Source organism: Streptococcus jiangnanensis (assembly GCF_040888325.1).
GTDB classification, from domain to species: Bacteria; Bacillota; Bacilli; order Lactobacillales; family Streptococcaceae; genus Streptococcus; species Streptococcus jiangnanensis.
On sequence record NZ_JBFNFF010000004.1, the window covers coordinates 26,511 to 42,407 of the forward strand.

The window sequence follows — 15,897 nt, forward strand, 5'->3', positions numbered from 1 at the left end:
AAAAGGAGCCAGAGGCTCCCTTTTTTAATGATTACAATGTTTTTTCACTTTCTCTCACGACCAGCAAATCGACTTTTGCATGGCGGAGAATGTACTCAGATGAAGAGCCAACCAAGAGGCGTTCAAAGGCATTGAGCCCTGTTGCACCAACGAGAATCAGGTCAACATTTTCTGCGTCTGGAATAGTACGAGCAAGGAGGGTTTTTGGATTTCCCATTTCGATGACGATGTGAATATCGGTTACGCCAGCATCTCTTGCGCGCTTTTCGTACTCCTTCATCAGACTTTCAGCGTCGACTTGGAGTTCTTCGTAAACTTCAGCATCAAAGGTAGACACGCTTTGAAGAGCGCGTGTGTCAATAACATGGGCAATGGTGAGCTTGGATTCGTTGCGTAGAGCAGTGTAAACACCTTTAACGAAAGCCAAGTCCGCTTCTTTAGAACCATCAATTGCGACCATAACATTTTGGTAACGTTGTGCCATAATGAAACCTCCTGAAATTTTCTTACTGTTATTGTAACCCTTTTCACTAAAGAAGTAAAGTAAAAATCATATTTAAATAAATATTATCGGAGATTCGATTTGGTGGAGATATGTTACAATAAAAGAAAACGAGCTAGTAGGAAACACAGTAAAGGGGATGAGAAAGTATGAAAGGAACTGTTCAAGCTTCTAAAAAAATAAGTTTTCTTTATCATGGAATTATCCTTTCGTCGCTTGTAGGAGAAGTAGTGATGCTTTGGCAACTGGAGAGAGTCGTGTCCGTTCTCTATCCAGGTTTTATTGGATTTCTTCTCTTTCACCTAGTCTACGACATCATTTTATTTGTGATTGCAAAGAGAAGTGGTCGCTTGGACTATTTGGTCACGTGGGGCCTCTTTCTCATGTTTAATCTTTTGTATGACTCTTTTATAGCGCTGATCTTTCTAGGTTTGTCTTTTGGTATGTGAGAAAATACTTCTGTATTCTAGTTGTTTAGACGGTGAGAACCTAGTCGTTGTGATTTTTTTTCTTTGCTTGCTCATTTCAGGAAACTTGTCGCAATCCCTTTCTAGTGGTATAATGTTACTATCTCGATGAATTGAGGAAACAAGATGAAAGAATATAATAAGTCTAGTAAGTTAGAGCATGTTGCTTATGATATCCGTGGCCCTGTTTTGGAAGAAGCTATGCGGATGCGAGCAAACGGAGAAAAGATTTTACGTCTGAATACAGGAAATCCAGCAGAATTTGGCTTTACAGCGCCAGATGAGGTCATTCATGACTTGATTATGAATGCGCGTGATAGTGAAGGGTACTCTGATTCCAAGGGTATTTTTTCAGCGCGTAAGGCTATCATGCAGTATTGCCAACTGAAGAAATTCCCTAATGTGGACATTGATGATATCTACCTTGGAAATGGTGTCAGTGAGCTGATTGTTATGTCCATGCAAGGGCTTTTGGATAATGGCGATGAGGTCTTGGTGCCTATGCCAGACTATCCTCTCTGGACAGCCGCGGTCAGCCTAGCTGGGGGAAATGCCGTTCACTATATCTGTGATGAGGCTGCAGAATGGTACCCAGATATTGACGATATTAAGTCAAAAATTACTTCCAATACCAAGGCAATCGTCCTTATCAATCCGAACAACCCAACTGGAGCCCTTTATCCTAAGGAACTCTTGTTGGAGATTATTGAGATTGCTCGTCAAAACGATTTGATTATCTTTGCGGATGAGATTTATGACCGCATGGTGATGGATGGGCATGTGCATACGCCTGTGGCGAGCTTGGCACCTGATGTTTTCTGTGTCAGCATGAATGGTCTGTCAAAATCTCACCGTATCGCTGGTTTTCGTGTAGGCTGGATGGTCTTGTCTGGTCCTAAGCACCATGTCAAGGGTTATATCGAAGGGCTCAATATGCTGTCAAATATGCGCCTTTGCTCCAACGTTTTGGCCCAGCAAGTCGTACAAACATCACTAGGTGGGCACCAGTCAGTGGATGAATTGCTCCTCCCTGGTGGACGGATTTACGAGCAAAGAAACTTTATCTATAATGCCATTCAAGATATTCCAGGTTTATCTGCAGTCAAGCCTAAGGCGGGTCTTTATATCTTCCCTAAAATTGACCGTAATATGTACCGCATTGATGATGATGAACAGTTCGTTCTTGATTTCTTGAAGCAGGAAAAGGTTCTCTTGGTTCATGGTCGTGGTTTTAACTGGAAGGAACCAGACCATTTCCGTATCGTTTACCTTCCTCGTGTGGACGAATTAGCGCAAATCCAAGAAAAGATGACACGTTTCTTGAGTCAGTATCGTAGATAAGGCTTTCATAGGGAAAAGCAGGAAACATTTCCTTAGAGCTATTGACAAATAGGTCAGAATCAGATAGAATAGTAAAGTATGTTTAGTAACTGATCACTTTATAGCCGGCTAAACGAATACAAAATCTATGAGGAGGTATTCATCGTGAAACGTACTTATCAACCAAGTAAACTTCGTCGTGCGCGCAAACACGGATTCCGTAACCGTATGTCAACTAAAAACGGTCGTCGCGTATTGGCAGCTCGTCGTCGTAAAGGACGCAAAGTTTTGGCTGCATAATCCAAACGAATTCAACAAAGAAGTCAGTAGGAACTCGAGTCTACTGACTTTTCTTTTTATCTTAAAGGGTGCATTGTCCTTGAAATCGGTCATTTCAGATGAAATTCATGGAGGGCTCGTTTAAAAGGTCACATACAAAAAACTCAAAACCAGATATAAGTTACTGATTTTGAGTTTTTGTTTATTCTTTTAAGTGATAAGAGTAGCTAGCGATAACGACGTCTTCATGCCATCTGAGAGCGTATTTTAGTTTGAGGCTCATTTGATTGTGCAGGATATTTTGCCAAGGCTTGTTAGGGATAAACTGTGGGACAAGGACTGTAACAGTGTAGTTTTTTTGCTTAGCTTCTTGGGCGATTCGTTTGACATACTTAACGCTAGGGGTGATGATGTCGCGGTAGCTAGTATTGATATTCTTCAGAGTGATATTTGGGAAGTAATCGGCAAATTCCTGAAGAATTTCTTGGTCTTTTTCGGCCGTTTCTTTAGTAGAAATGTGCATGGCCAACACTTCGTCACCGATACTTTGAGCGTAGTTAATGGCTCCAACACTTACTCGAGTAACATTTCCTACTAGGACAAGGACAAGATTGCCGTCGTAAGTGCGCTTTTCAATTCCTTCGTAGAGTCGTAGTTGTTTTGCCACTTTTTGGTAATGGCTGTGAATGGACAAAAAGAGGAAAGTTAGAACTAGGATAATTGGGAAGAATGGCCAGATATCACCCAGTCTGAAGAGGAGTAAAATGAGGACAATAGCATAACAAATGATGGCCCCAAGGATATTAGCAAAGGCAGGTTTTAAGAAATTTGCTTCTTTTTCCTTTTTCCAATGACGAATCATCCCAGTCTGAGAAAGGGCAAAGGGAACGAAGACCCCGATAGTATAAAGAGGAATCAAGCGTTCAGTATTCCCGTTAAAAATGAGAAGAAGGATCATAGCTCCAAAAGCCAGAGTTAAGATACCGTTGGAGTAGCCAAGGCGATCCCCTTTTTCCATAAAGAGATGGGGCATGTACTTGTTTTTAGCCATATTGTAGGCCAACATAGGGAAGGCTGAAAAGCCAGTATTTGCAGCTACAGCTAGAATCAAGGCTGTTGAGAACTGGAAGAGATAGTAGCTAGCATGACCAAAGAATGAATCACCAAGAATGCCCTTGGCCATTTGCGAGAGGATGGTTTCTCCATTTTGAGGTGTGATGCCCATCCAGTAGTTTAGGAAGGTGATGCCTGCAAAAAGAAAACCTAAAATCAAGGACATGATGGTCAAGGTCTGAGCAGCATTCTTTTCTTTCGGAGTTTTGAAAAATGGTACCGCATTTGAAATAGCCTCAACCCCTGTCAGAGAGGCAGAGCCACTGGTAAAGGCTCTCAATAGGAGAACGATGGAAAGGCTCGGAACGGTTTGCCCAATGGTTGAAGTCGCCTGATAGTTTAGGGAACCTGTAAATAGTTGAAAGAACCCATAAAGCAAGAGAAAGACGGTACTGAAGATAAAGAGGTAGACGGGAATCATCAGAGAGCTGGCAGATTCTTTCAATCCTCTTAAATTCAAGAGCATGAGCAGGCAGACTAGGAAAATAGAGATATGAAGATTATAGGGATGGAGGGCAGGGATGGCTGCAGTAATAGCATCAGCTCCAGAAGCAACGGATACGGCTACTGTCAGCATATAGTCAACAAGGAGGCTGCCCCCTGCAATCAAGCCTAGTTCAGAGGAGAGATTTTCCCGAGTGACCATATAAGCCCCACCACCTTGAGGATAGGCGTGGATGATTTGACGATAGGAAATGGTCAAACTAGCGAGGAGTAAGAGAACAAAAATACCGATAGGGAGGCTCCACCAAATAGCGAGAGGAGAGAGACTGACTAAAACGAGAATGACTTGTTCAGGTCCATAGGCAATAGAAGACAGGGCATCACTGGATAACATTGCAAGTGCCTGCATTTTTCCAAGTAATCCCCCTTCACCATCTGTGAGAGACTTGAGTGGTCGACCGATAAAGGTATATTTTAATTTTCTAAACATTTTCTTTTCCTTTGATGAAAATTTCAATAAGTGTTATTATACTGCTTTGAAAAAAGGCAGTCAAGGGAGAATGATCGGTATTAGAATATTTTTACAAGCCGGGGGATGCTATTTTTGGTATAATAGATGGAAGAAAATGAGGTTAGAAGAGATGATTTTTGATACGCACACACATTTAAATGTAGAAGAATTTGCAGGACGTGAGGCAGAAGAAATCGCCTTGGCTGCTGAGATGGGTGTGACACAGATGAATATTGTTGGTTTTGATAAGCCAACCATTGAGCGAGCCCTAGAGTTGGCAGATGAGTATGAGCAACTCTACGCAACTATTGGCTGGCATCCGACGGAAGCAGGGACTTACACAGATGAGGTCGAAGCTTACTTGCTTGAAAAGCTAAAACATCCCAAGGTTGTTGCCTTGGGGGAGATTGGTCTGGACTATCACTGGATGACAGCACCTAAGGAAGTACAGGAGCAGGTTTTTCGTCGTCAGATTCAGCTGTCTAAGGACTTGAATTTGCCCTTTGTGGTCCACACTCGTGATGCGCTAGAAGATACTTATGAGATTATCAAGAGCGAGGGCGTTGGTCCTCGTGGTGGAATTATGCATTCATTTTCAGGCTCTTTGGAGTGGGCTGAGAAGTTTGTCGAGCTTGGCATGATTATTTCTTTCTCAGGTGTAGTGACCTTTAAGAAAGCGACGGATATTCAAGAGGCTGCTAGGGAACTTCCTTTGGATAAAATCCTCGTTGAGACAGATGCCCCTTACCTAGCTCCTGTTCCTAAACGTGGCCGTGAAAACAAAACAGCCTATACTCGCTATGTGGTGGACTTTATCGCCGACTTGCGTGGGATGACGACAGAAGAATTAGCTGCTGTGACAAGTGCCAATGCCGAGCGTATTTTTGGATTGGAAAAACAATCATGAAAGAGAAAATTTCCCAAGTCATCGTGGTCGAAGGACGGGATGATACAGCCAATCTCAAACGTTACTTTGATGTAGAGACCTATGAAACACGAGGTTCCGCAATAAATGACCAGGATATAGAGCGGATTCAGCGCCTGCATGAATTGCATGGAGTCATTGTCTTTACAGATCCAGATTTTAATGGGGAACGCATTCGACGCATGATTATGACGGACATTCCAACAGTGCAGCATGCCTTTCTCAAGCGAGATGAGGCTGTTCCCAAATCCAAGTCCAAGGGGCGTTCTCTGGGAATTGAACACGCCAGCTATGAAGATCTAAAAACAGCGCTGGCTTATGTGACAGAGCAATTTGAAAACGAGAACGAGTTTGACATCAGTCGTGGTGACTTGATTCGCCTAGGTTTCCTAGCGGGAGCAGACAGCCGTAGGCGCCGAGAGTATCTAGGCGAACAGCTCCGCATCGGTTATTCCAATGGGAAACAGCTGCTCAAGCGGTTGGAGTTGTTTGGAGTAACTTTGGCAGAAGTGGAAGAGGTTATGGAAAGTTATGAGAAAGACTCTAAAGTGTAGAGAATTATGTTAAAATGAAGGTAGTGTATTTAAGTTAATAGGAGGCTGTATGAAAAATAAGGATGGTAAATTATTGTTGAGTTTTGCTGCAGTCGGAGTTGTGATTGTTGGTATTATTTTATATATGAATAATCTTTTTGATTGTAAGAATTTAATTCTTAATAGTTTATCCCAAGGAGAAGTATTAGCGGGCATAGTTATTGCGTTGCCGACATTAGTTACTTGGAATCAAGCTATTGAACAAAGTAAAGAAAATAAGAAAAATACTGTGTCTGATAATGTTAGAGACACTGTGAAGTATTATGATAAGCAACTTACAGAACTTGTTGCAGATATTAGTAAGACCAAAGAGTTACCCTTTTATAAGGCGGGAAAAATTGAATATATCATTGATACGTATAATAAATTATTAAAGGAATGGAATGAGATATTAAAATTAGATATTTCTCTTGACTTTGTTCAAGTATTGTCTACAATTTGTTCAATAAAATATCCAAAAGGAATAGAGAATCCTGGGAATGAGTTGGCGGAGAACTGGAAATATAATTTGAGCACAGCACTGAAACCAGTTATGAGAGAAATAATATCTTTGAAAAAGGAAGAAATATTTGGTTCCAAGGAAGTTAAATATTTCAGTTATGTTGAATTTGGTGTTACTGGATATGAGATTGAAAAAGTAAAGTTTAAAGACAAAAGCTTTGTAGAGTGTACTTTTTCTGCTGATTTTTTTGCTTCAAATTCATTTGAAGCATGTGAATTTATCAACTGTAGTATCAGTACTGGTGAGTTATCTGAACAAAAAGTGAAAGAATTACTAAGTGATAGTAATACGATTATAGGAACATTTAAAGACTCTAATGAGGATGATTTTGCTGAGCAATTTTATTCTACATCTGTTTCAGAATATGGAACTGTATTTGATGCCCGAGAAGGGATTATAGCTGATAACTATATTTTAGGAAACAAGTTTTTTGAAATTGATTCTAAGTCAGAAAATAGGGAAGAAATTTATAAGGATATTATTAATGGGTTGGTATCGTACGGCATAGGAGTTGATGAAAAAAGAAATAACAAAAAAATAAGTATCAGTAAAAATTATATAACGGAGGAAAACAAATCCAGCTATATTGCTGGAAGTTTATTCTCTGGTTGGAATAGTCTATTTTCAGAGAAAATACAAAAGTCTAATAATTTCAAATATTATATATTTTGTATAAAGAATGAAAATGTTTATAATACAATAGTTTTTGAAAATGATAGCTTTACTAGATTTTTAAAGAAAAAGAATATAGATAAGGCAGGAAAGTATAATTTTTATTTTACTGGTTTTAATAGTAATGTGGAAAAAGAGTAGATAAATGAGAATTGCAGATTATAGCGTGACCAAGGCAGTGCTGGAGCGTCACGGTTTTACCTTTAAAAAATCCTTTGGGCAAAATTTCCTGACGGATACCAATATTCTTCAAAAAATCGTGGATACAGCTGAGATTGATGATCAGGTTAATGTCATTGAAATCGGTCCAGGAATTGGTGCCTTGACAGAATTTTTGGCTGAGCGTGCGGCAGAGGTCATGGCTTTTGAGATTGACCACCGTTTGGTACCGATTTTAGCGGATACCCTGCGTGATTTTGATAATGTGACCGTAGTCAACGAGGACATTCTCAAAGTTGACTTGGCGCAGCATATCCAGAATTTCAAAAATCCAGACCTGCCCATTAAGGTGGTAGCCAACTTGCCTTACTACATTACGACGCCTATTCTCATGCACTTGATTGAAAGTGGCATTCCTTTTAGTGAGTTTGTCGTTATGATGCAAAAAGAAGTGGCAGATCGTATCTCCGCTCAACCCAATACCAAGGCTTACGGTAGTTTGTCGATTGCTGTCCAGTATTACATGACAGCCAAGGTTGCCTTTATCGTGCCTCGTACGGTCTTTGTGCCAGCCCCAAACGTGGACTCGGCTATCCTGAAAATGGTACGCCGTCCAGAACCAGCCGTAGCAGTGAAAGATGAACAATTTTTCTTTAAAGTTTCCAAGGCTAGTTTCACTCATCGTCGCAAGACCTTGTGGAACAACTTAACAGGCTACTTTGGCAAGACTGATGAAGTCAAGGAAAAGTTGACCAAGGCTTTGGATCAGGCAGGCTTGTCTCCATCTGTGCGTGGGGAAGCACTTAGCTTGGAAGAATTTGCCAGTCTGGCAGATGCGCTTAAAGGACAAGGACTCTAAGATGCAGGGACAAATTATTAAAGCCTTGGCAGGATTCTACTATGTAGAGAGTGGTGGTCAAGTTTACCAGACACGTGCGCGTGGGAATTTCCGTAAAAAAGGGCACACGCCCTATGTTGGGGATTGGGTAGACTTTTCTGCCGAGGAAAATTCTGAAGGTTATATCCTTAAGATTCATGAACGGAAAAACAGTCTGGTCCGTCCTCCTATTGTCAATATTGACCAAGCCGTGGTGATCATGTCCGTCAAGGAACCTGATTTTAATAGCAATTTGCTGGATCGGTTCTTGGTTCTTCTGGAACACAAGGGTATCCATCCTATCGTTTATATTTCTAAAATGGACTTGCTGGAAGATAGAAGAGAACTGGATTTTTACCAGCAGACATACGGTGACATCGGCTATGACTTTGTGACCAGTAAAGAGGAACTCCTGCCTTTGTTGACAGGCAAAGTGACGGTCTTTATGGGGCAGACAGGTGTTGGAAAATCAACCCTCCTCAATAAAATCGCACCGGACCTCAATCTTGAAACAGGAGAGATCTCAGACAGTCTGGGTCGCGGTCGTCATACCACTCGAGCTGTTAGTTTTTACAACCTCAATGGGGGTAAAATCGCGGACACACCAGGCTTTTCATCACTGGATTATGAAGTGTCAACGGCTGAAGACCTCAATCAGGCTTTTCCAGAGATTGCCAGTGTCAGTCGAGACTGTAAATTCCGTACTTGTACCCATACCCATGAACCGTCCTGTGCGGTTAAGCCGGCTGTCGAAGAGGGCATCATTGCATCCTTCCGTTTTGACAACTACCTGCAATTTCTCAGTGAAATTGAAAATCGCAGAGAAACCTATAAAAAAGTCAGCAAAAAAATTCCAAAATAAGGAGAAACCTATGTCTCAATACAAGATTGCTCCGTCAATTCTGGCAGCAGATTATGCCAACTTTGAACGTGAAATCAGACGCCTAGAAGCAACTGGTGCAGAATATGCCCATATCGATATTATGGATGGTCATTTTGTACCACAAATCAGCTTTGGTGCAGGTGTGGTCGAAGCTCTTCGTCCTCATAGTAAGATGGTCTTTGACTGCCACTTGATGGTAGCTAATCCAGAGCATCATTTAGAGGATTTTGCGCGTGCAGGTGCGGATATCATCAGCATCCATGTGGAAGCAACACCTCATATCCATGGTGCTCTTCAAAAGATTCGTTCTCTAGGTGTCAAACCTTCGGTTGTTATCAATCCTGGGACACCTGTCGAGGCGATCAAACACGTACTTCACCTAGTTGACCAAGTCTTGGTCATGACAGTGAATCCTGGATTTGGAGGACAAGCCTTTCTGCCTGAAACCATGGACAAGATTGGTGAGTTGGTTGCCCTTCGTGAGGAAAAAGGTTTGAACTTTGAAATTGAAGTCGATGGCGGTATTGATGACCAGACCATTGCTCAGGCCAAAGAAGCTGGAGCTACAGTCTTTGTAGCAGGTTCCTATGTCTTTAAGGGAGATGTCAATGAGCGAGTACAAACTCTCAGAAAACAACTGGACTAGGGTTGCCGTTTTTGCAGGCGGAGACCACGGTCACTACCGGACGGATTTTGATTGCTTTGTCGGTGTGGATCGCGGTTCGCTCTGGGTCTTGGAAGAAGATCTGCCTCTCACTCTAGCAATTGGGGATTTTGATTCGGTGACTGCAGACGAACGCCAGTTGATTCAAAAACGTGCCCAACATTTTGTTCAAGCTCAGCCAGAAAAGGATGATACGGATCTGGAATTGGCTCTCTTGACCATCTTTGAGCAAAATCCTCAAGCCCAAGTGACCATTTTTGGGGCTTTGGGTGGTCGTATTGATCATATGCTGGCTAATGTCTTTCTGCCTAGCAATCCCAAGTTGGCACCCTATATGCGCCAGATAGCGATTGAGGATGGGCAAAACTTGATTGCCTATTGTCCAGAAGGGACCAGTCAGCTTCAACCTCGTTCGGACTATGACTATCTTGCTTTTATGCCAGTTCGGGATAGTCAGTTGAGCATTATCGGAGCCAAGTACGAATTGACTGAGGAAAATTTTTTCTTTAAAAAAGTGTACGCTTCTAACGAATATATAGATAGGGAAGTTTCGGTGACTTGCCCTGATGGCTATGTGGTTGTCTTGCATAGCAAGGACAGGAGGTAGGATGGAGACTGTATTATTACTATTATTAATTGCCAACCTAGCTGGGCTCTTTCTCATTTGGCAAAGGCAGGATAAGCAAGACAAGTACCTAGCCAAGAGCTTGGAGGATCAGGCAGACAATCTTTCAGACCAACTGGATTACCGCTTTGAACAAGCCAGACAAGCCAGCCAGTTAGACCAAAAAGATTTGGAAGTGGCTGTCAGCGACCGTTTGCAGGAAGTGCGAATGGAGTTGCACCAAGGCCTGACGCAAGTTAGACAGGAGATGAACGAGAATCTCCTTCAAACCAGAGATAAGACCGACCAACGCCTTCAAGCCCTGCAAGAATCAAATGAGCAACGTTTGGAACAAATGCGCCAGACGGTCGAGGAAAAACTGGAAAAGACATTACAGACACGCTTGCAGGCTTCCTTCGAGACAGTTTCCAAGCAACTAGAGTCGGTCAATCGTGGCCTTGGAGAGATGCAGACAGTTGCCCGTGATGTTGGTACTCTCAACAAGGTTCTCTCTGGGACCAAGACGCGAGGGATTCTGGGAGAATTGCAACTGGGGCAAATCATTGAAGACATCATGACACCTGCCCAGTATGAACGAGAATACGCAACAGTTGAGAACTCCAGCGAGCGAGTAGAGTATGCCATCAAGTTACCTGGACAGGGCGACCAGGAATATGTCTATTTGCCGATTGACTCCAAGTTTCCACTGGCGGATTACTACCGCTTGGAAGAAGCCTATGAAGCAGGCGATAAGGACGAGATTGAACGCTGTCGCAAGTCACTCCTAGCTAGCGTCAAGCGCTTTGCCAAGGATATTAAGAGCAAGTACATAGCGCCACCTCAAACGACCAATTTTGGAGTCTTGTTTGTTCCGACAGAAGGACTTTACTCAGAGATTGTTCGCAATCCGGTCTTCTTTGATGATTTGAGACGGGAGGAGCAGATTATTGTTGCAGGTCCAAGTACCCTATCAGCCCTGCTTAACTCTCTATCAGTTGGCTTCAAAACTCTCAATATCCAAAAGAGTGCCGACCATATTAGCAAGACTCTTGCCAGCGTTAAGACCGAGTTTGGCAAGTTCGGAGGCATTCTGGTCAAGGCACAAAAGCATCTCCAACACGCCTCTGGCAATATTGATGAATTATTAAACCGTCGTACTACAGCTATCGAGCGGACGCTCCGTCACATTGAGTTATCAGAAGGTGAGCCTGCGCTTGATCTACTCCATTTCCAAGAAGATGAGGAAGAATATGAAGATTAGTCACATGAAAAAAGATGAGCTGTTTGAAGGTTTTTACCTGATTAAGTCAGCTGACCTGAGACAGACACGAGCTGGGAAAAACTACCTAGCCTTTACCTTCCAAGACGATAGCGGCGAGATTGAGGGGAAACTATGGGATGCCCAACCTCATAACGTTGAGGCCTTTACCGCTGGGAAGGTGGTCCACATGCAGGGACGTCGAGAAGTGTACAATAATACTCCTCAAGTCAATCAAATTACTCTCCGCTTGCCTCAGCCTGGGGAACCCAATGATCCAGCTGACTTCAAGGTCAAGTCACCAGTTGATGTCAAGGAAATCCGTGACTACATGTCGCAAATGATTTTCAAGATTGAAAATCCTGTCTGGCAGCGTATCGTTCGTAGTCTCTACACCAAGTATGATAAGGAATTCTACTCCTATCCGGCTGCCAAGACCAACCACCACGCCTTTGAAACGGGTTTGGCCTATCATACAGCAACCATGGTGCGCTTGGCAGATGCTATTAGTGAGATTTATCCTCAGCTCAACAAGAGCCTCCTCTATGCGGGGATTATGCTGCACGACTTGGCTAAGGTTATTGAGTTGACGGGACCAGATCAGACGGAGTATACAGTACGAGGCAATCTCCTTGGCCATATCGCCCTGATCGATAGTGAGATTACCAAGACCGTCATGGAACTGGGCATCGATGATACTAGAGAAGAAGTGGTGCTACTGCGCCATGTCATCCTCAGTCATCATGGCTTGCTGGAGTATGGAAGTCCAGTCCGTCCACGCATTATGGAAGCAGAGATTATCCATATGATTGACAATCTAGATGCCAGCATGATGATGATGTCAACAGCTCTAGCTTTGGTGGACAAAGGAGAGATGACCAATAAAATCTTCGCTATGGACAATCGTTCCTTCTATAAACCAGATTTAGATTAATAATTTAAGAAAAACGAGCATTTTTTACGCAATAATGTTCGTTTTTTTATGTGAATGTGGTATAATGGATAAAATATCAAAATTAAATGGAATGGTAAATAAAAATGAAATTAAGAAGAAGTGATCGGATGGTTGTCATTTCCAACTATTTGATTAATAATCCATACAAACTAACAAGTCTCAATACCTTTGCAGAAAAGTACGAATCTGCTAAATCATCGATTTCAGAGGACATCGTGATTATCAAGCGTGCCTTTGAGGAAATTGAAATCGGCCATATTCAGACTGTGACTGGAGCAGGTGGTGGCGTTATCTTTACACCATCAATCTCGAGTCATGAAGCCAAAGAAATGATTGCAGACTTGCGTGACAAACTTTCAGAAAGTGATCGTATCTTGCCAGGTGGTTATATCTATCTGTCTGATCTGCTCAGTACACCTGCCATTTTGAAAAATATTGGTCGTATCATTGCCAAGAGCTTTATGGACCAAAAAATCGATGCCGTGATGACAGTAGCAACTAAAGGGGTTCCGCTTGCAAATGCAGTTGCCAACGTTCTCAATGTTCCTTTTGTTATCGTGCGTCGTGATTTGAAAATTACCGAAGGCTCAACAGTCAGCGTCAACTATGTATCAGGTTCTAGTGGTGACCGGATTGAGAAAATGTTCCTTTCAAAACGCAGCCTCAAGGCAGGCAGTCGTGTCTTGATCGTAGATGACTTCTTGAAAGGTGGCGGAACTGTCAACGGGATGATTAGTCTCTTGCGTGAGTTTGATTCAGAGTTGGCTGGTGTTGCAGTCTTTGCAGATAATGCTCAAGAAGAACGTGAAAAGCAGTTTGATTACAAATCACTCTTGAAAGTAACCAATATTGATGTCAAGAACCAATCCATCGATGTCGAGATTGGAAATATCTTTGACGAAGACAAATAAGAGATAGAACTAAAGGTTGGAACGCTTGTCCCAGCCTTTCTTTGCAAACAGAATAGAAGGATGCTTATGAAAACACCATTTATCAGCCGTGAAGATTTAGAAACAATTGTTGCAGAGTTCCCGACTCCCTTTCACTTGTATGATGAGAAGGGGATTCGCGAGAAAGCAAGAGCAGTCAACCAAGCTTTTTCTTGGAACAAGGGATTTAAGGAATATTTTGCAGTCAAGGCCACTCCAACCCCAGCCATCTTGAAAATCCTCAAAGAGGAAGGCTGTGGTGTGGACTGTTCCAGTTATGTGGAGCTCCTGATGAGCCATAAACTGGATTTCCCCGGTTCTGAGATCATGTTCTCTTCTAACAACACGCCTGACAAGGAATATGCCTATGCGCGTGAGTTAGGTGCGACCATTAACTTGGATGCCTTTGAAGATATTGAACATTTGGAGCGAGCGGCAGGCATTCCAGAAATTATCTCTTGTCGTTACAATCCTGGAGGCGTTTTTGAGCTAGGAACAGACATCATGGACAATCCTGGGGAGGCCAAGTTTGGGATGACCAAGGACCAGCTTTTTGAAGCCTTTGCCATCTTGAAAGAAAAAGGAGCCAAGACATTTGGGATTCACTCTTTCCTAGCATCCAATACCGTGACTCATCTCTACTACCCAGAGTTGGCGCGTCAGCTTTTTGAATTGGCTGTTGAAATCAAGGAAAAGTTGGGTATTTCGCTAGACTTTATCAATCTTTCCGGCGGTATTGGTGTCAACTATCGTCCTGAGCAGGAGCCAAATGACATTGCTGTGATTGGTGAGGGAGTTCGTAAGGTTTATGAGGAAGTCCTTACGCCAGCAGGTCTTAGTCAGGTTAAGATTTTCACAGAGTTAGGCCGTTTTATGTTAGCCCCTCATGGAGCTCTCGTCACAAGAGTCACTCATAAGAAGAAAACCTATCGTACCTATCTAGGTGTGGATGCTTCAGCAGTCAACCTCATGCGTCCAGCCATGTATGGGGCCTACCACCATATTACCAATCTGACCCATCCAGACGGACCAGTTGAGATGGTAGACGTGGTCGGTTCACTCTGTGAAAACAATGATAAATTTGCAGTGAAGCGCGAGCTACCTCATACAGAGATCGGTGATTTGCTAGTGATTCATGATACAGGTGCACATGGATTCTCCATGGGTTACCAGTACAATGCCAAACTACGCTCGGCAGAAATCCTCTATACCGAAGAAGGAAAAGCCCGCCAAATCCGCCGTGCAGAGCGCCCTGAGGACTATTTCGCAACCTTGTATGGTTTTGATTTTGAATCGGATTAGTAAAAGAAATTGAAAATGAAAGTGAAAAACAGATTGCTTTCTAAAAAATAGACAAAAAACCTTGTTTTTCACCTTACTCGTGATATAATAAAACTATAAAACGGTTTCAAGGAAGGTGACGATATGTCTGAAGAAACAATTGACTATGGACAAGTGACAGGAATGGTGCATTCGACAGAGAGTTTTGGGGCGGTAGATGGCCCTGGGATTCGGTTTATTGTCTTTTTGCAGGGCTGTCACATGCGTTGCCAGTACTGTCATAACCCCGATACATGGGCTATGGAGACCAATAAATCACGCGAACGGACAGTAGACGATGTCTTGACAGAAGCCCTTCGCTACCGTGGTTTCTGGGGAGACAAGGGAGGAATCACTGTCAGTGGTGGAGAGGCCCTCTTACAGATTGATTTCCTAATTGCCCTCTTTACCAAGGCCAAGGAAAAAGGAATCCACTGTACCTTGGATACCTGTGCCCTTCCGTTCCGTAATAAACCACGTTATCTCGAAAAGTTTAATAAACTCATGGCGGTGACAGACTTGGTTCTCCTGGATATCAAGGAAATTAACGAAGAACAGCACAAGATTGTCACAAGCCAAACCAATAAAAACATCTTGGCCTGTGCCCAGTACCTATCAGATATTGGGAAGCCTGTTTGGATTCGCCATGTGCTGGTTCCGGGATTGACAGATAGAGATGACGACTTAATCGAACTCGGTAAATTCGTCAAAACCCTCAAAAATGTTGACAAGTTTGAAATCCTACCTTATCATACGATGGGAGAATTCAAGTGGCGTGAACTTGGGATTCCTTATTCGCTCGAAGGGGTCAAACCTCCAACAGCAGACCGTGTTAAGAATGCCAAGGAGTTGATGGATACAGAAAGTTACCAAGATTACATGAAACGTGTTCATGGATAAAAAAAGAAGCCCGATGGAGA

Annotated in this window: 17 protein-coding genes; 15 read left to right on the forward strand and 2 right to left on the reverse strand. The window is 42.8% G+C overall.

Annotation, left to right across the window (positions count from 1 at the left end; all coding sequences use genetic code 11):
* Positions 1-31 precede the first annotated feature (31 nt).
* The gene (locus tag AB2B49_RS06445; protein WP_000079162.1) at positions 32-484 is read right to left on the reverse strand and encodes a universal stress protein; all 453 of its coding nucleotides are present in this window, start codon (positions 482-484) and stop codon (positions 32-34) included.
* Between the two features lie 167 nt (positions 485-651).
* On the opposite strand from AB2B49_RS06445, the gene AB2B49_RS06450 reads away from it, so the two are divergent.
* From AB2B49_RS06450 to rpmH, 3 genes are all read left to right on the forward strand, one after another.
* Positions 652-951 carry a hypothetical protein gene (locus tag AB2B49_RS06450; protein WP_049505199.1) on the forward strand — a complete coding sequence of 100 codons (300 nt, stop codon included), beginning with the start codon at positions 652-654 and terminating at the stop codon, positions 949-951.
* 144 nt (positions 952-1,095) lie between these two features.
* Positions 1,096-2,310 carry a pyridoxal phosphate-dependent aminotransferase gene (locus tag AB2B49_RS06455; protein ID WP_000666454.1) on the forward strand — a complete coding sequence of 405 codons (1,215 nt, stop codon included), beginning with the start codon at positions 1,096-1,098 and terminating at the stop codon, positions 2,308-2,310.
* 144 nt (positions 2,311-2,454) lie between these two features.
* Positions 2,455-2,589 (forward strand): 50S ribosomal protein L34, encoded by a 135-nt coding sequence (rpmH, locus tag AB2B49_RS06460; RefSeq protein ID WP_000831905.1) that lies wholly within the window; start codon positions 2,455-2,457, stop codon positions 2,587-2,589.
* A gap of 181 nt (positions 2,590-2,770) precedes the next feature.
* Here the strand turns inward: rpmH and AB2B49_RS06465 are convergent, their stop codons facing one another.
* Positions 2,771-4,615, reverse strand: a complete 1,845-nt coding sequence (locus AB2B49_RS06465) for an APC family permease (RefSeq protein ID WP_071851912.1) — start codon at positions 4,613-4,615, stop codon at positions 2,771-2,773.
* 151 nt (positions 4,616-4,766) lie between these two features.
* Here AB2B49_RS06465 and AB2B49_RS06470 point away from each other — a divergent pair, with 151 nt between their 5' ends.
* From AB2B49_RS06470 to pflA, 12 genes are all read left to right on the forward strand, one after another.
* The gene (locus AB2B49_RS06470) at positions 4,767-5,543 is read left to right on the forward strand and encodes a TatD family hydrolase (protein WP_000575610.1); all 777 of its coding nucleotides are present in this window, start codon (positions 4,767-4,769) and stop codon (positions 5,541-5,543) included.
* A complete protein-coding gene (gene rnmV / locus AB2B49_RS06475) occupies positions 5,540-6,115 on the forward strand; it encodes a ribonuclease M5 (RefSeq protein ID WP_071851898.1) in 576 nt (191 codons plus the stop codon). Before AB2B49_RS06470 ends, rnmV begins: the two co-directional genes overlap by 4 nt.
* 49 nt (positions 6,116-6,164) lie before the next feature.
* Positions 6,165-7,469: a hypothetical protein gene (locus AB2B49_RS06480; protein ID WP_320692011.1), complete on the forward strand. Its 1,305-nt coding sequence runs from the start codon at positions 6,165-6,167 to the stop codon at positions 7,467-7,469.
* A 4-nt stretch (positions 7,470-7,473) separates the two neighbouring features.
* Positions 7,474-8,346, forward strand: coding sequence for a 16S rRNA (adenine(1518)-N(6)/adenine(1519)-N(6))-dimethyltransferase RsmA (gene rsmA, locus AB2B49_RS06485; protein ID WP_001216843.1), 873 nt, complete (start codon positions 7,474-7,476; stop codon positions 8,344-8,346).
* Between the two features lies 1 nt (position 8,347).
* Positions 8,348-9,226 (forward strand): ribosome small subunit-dependent GTPase A, encoded by an 879-nt coding sequence (gene rsgA, locus AB2B49_RS06490; RefSeq protein WP_071851896.1) that lies wholly within the window; start codon positions 8,348-8,350, stop codon positions 9,224-9,226.
* A 10-nt stretch (positions 9,227-9,236) separates the two neighbouring features.
* A complete protein-coding gene (rpe, locus tag AB2B49_RS06495) occupies positions 9,237-9,893 on the forward strand; it encodes a ribulose-phosphate 3-epimerase (RefSeq protein ID WP_071851894.1) in 657 nt (218 codons plus the stop codon).
* On the forward strand, positions 9,856-10,518 hold the full coding sequence (locus AB2B49_RS06500) for a thiamine diphosphokinase (RefSeq protein WP_254734006.1): 663 nt from the start codon (positions 9,856-9,858) through the stop codon (positions 10,516-10,518). The genes rpe and AB2B49_RS06500 overlap by 38 nt, the downstream gene beginning before the upstream one ends.
* Position 10,519: 1 nt before the next feature.
* The gene (locus tag AB2B49_RS06505) at positions 10,520-11,776 is read left to right on the forward strand and encodes a DNA recombination protein RmuC (protein WP_061421642.1); all 1,257 of its coding nucleotides are present in this window, start codon (positions 10,520-10,522) and stop codon (positions 11,774-11,776) included.
* Entirely contained in the window at positions 11,766-12,707 is a 942-nt protein-coding gene (locus AB2B49_RS06510; RefSeq protein ID WP_000703210.1) for a 3'-5' exoribonuclease YhaM family protein, read from the forward strand. Before AB2B49_RS06505 ends, AB2B49_RS06510 begins: the two co-directional genes overlap by 11 nt.
* Before the next feature lie 104 nt (positions 12,708-12,811).
* On the forward strand, positions 12,812-13,639 hold the full coding sequence (purR, locus tag AB2B49_RS06515) for a pur operon repressor (RefSeq protein ID WP_002874197.1): 828 nt from the start codon (positions 12,812-12,814) through the stop codon (positions 13,637-13,639).
* Between the two features lie 66 nt (positions 13,640-13,705).
* Positions 13,706-14,959: a diaminopimelate decarboxylase gene (locus AB2B49_RS06520; protein WP_320692012.1), complete on the forward strand. Its 1,254-nt coding sequence runs from the start codon at positions 13,706-13,708 to the stop codon at positions 14,957-14,959.
* 123 nt (positions 14,960-15,082) lie between these two features.
* The gene (gene pflA / locus AB2B49_RS06525) at positions 15,083-15,877 is read left to right on the forward strand and encodes a pyruvate formate-lyase-activating protein (protein WP_001288280.1); all 795 of its coding nucleotides are present in this window, start codon (positions 15,083-15,085) and stop codon (positions 15,875-15,877) included.
* Positions 15,878-15,897: the final 20 nt, after the last annotated feature.